General features: G+C 61.3%; 1 protein-coding gene and 1 pseudogene. Both read left to right on the top strand.

Annotated elements, in window-relative coordinates; genetic code table 11:
- Positions 1-257, top strand: a 257-nt coding sequence (locus C1704_RS17340) for a DUF2515 family protein (protein WP_419186816.1), incomplete at its 5' end; no start/stop codon positions are given.
- Positions 258-869, top strand: a pseudogene (locus C1704_RS17335) (hypothetical protein); the annotation flags it as partial. It lies immediately after the preceding gene.

The raw sequence follows: 869 nt of genomic DNA, 5'->3' as shown, positions 1-869 counted from the left end.
TGCAGGCGCAGCGCACACCGCCCGCCAGTTGGTTCTCACCCGGCCTGGAACTGGTCTTCACCAGCGCCTGCGAAACCGATGACGCGGCACTGAAGTCGGTGGCGCCGAAGGAGACGAGGTTGGAGGATTTCCGCAGTCGGATGCAATGGATCCAGCTTGCAGCGGAGCTTTTTCACAAGCGCATGCAGGAGTATCCCCAGGATATGCATCGAGAACTTGAGGCGATGGCGGCGTGGGTGAGTATGGCGGATCGATGAATGAAGCGAGCCTCTACAACCATTCTTGTCGTTCTGACGGGGATCCTCCTGCTGGCGGCCTGTTCGCCGAGCGAGTCCACCGCCCCCAGCGCTGCTCCCCATGCGGCGAGTGCATGGGCCACTGAACAGAAAGAACCTACGATGAATGTAGAAGTGCTCATCCGCCTTGGTGAATCAGGCGCAGAGTTCGCGCGCCGACACGGTGCCCTGTTGCGCAGTTGGCAATCGATCCCGAACGTGGTGCAGGACTACCGCGTCATCTGGCCGGAAGCATCGCTGGGGATTGTTCGACTTGATCATGGGCGACATGCAGTCGCGCTCCAGCATGTGATGAGCGTGCAGTCCTCCGAAGATCTCAGCGGGCGTTACGCGGTAGAAGGCCTCTACAACTTCCACATCAGCGCAGGCGTCAGCGAGGCCACCGAGATCCTGCACGATGACGCTCGGGTGAAGATTCACCATCTCCTCCAACGCATTCTGAACGCCGGCTGGCAGCCGCTGGTGGATCGAGCACAGCCACGGTTGAAGGGGCGGTACCGCCTTGAGCACACGCTGGCGACCAGCAACATCAACGGCCTCGACCCGGCCTACTTGCCCACGCTGGAGGAGTGG

This window comes from Caldimonas caldifontis, assembly GCF_002930615.1.
Taxonomy (GTDB): Bacteria; Pseudomonadota; Gammaproteobacteria; order Burkholderiales; family Burkholderiaceae_C; genus Caldimonas; species Caldimonas caldifontis.
The sequence above is the reverse complement of the archived record's forward strand: the minus strand, read 5'-3'. Positions and strand labels throughout refer to the sequence as shown.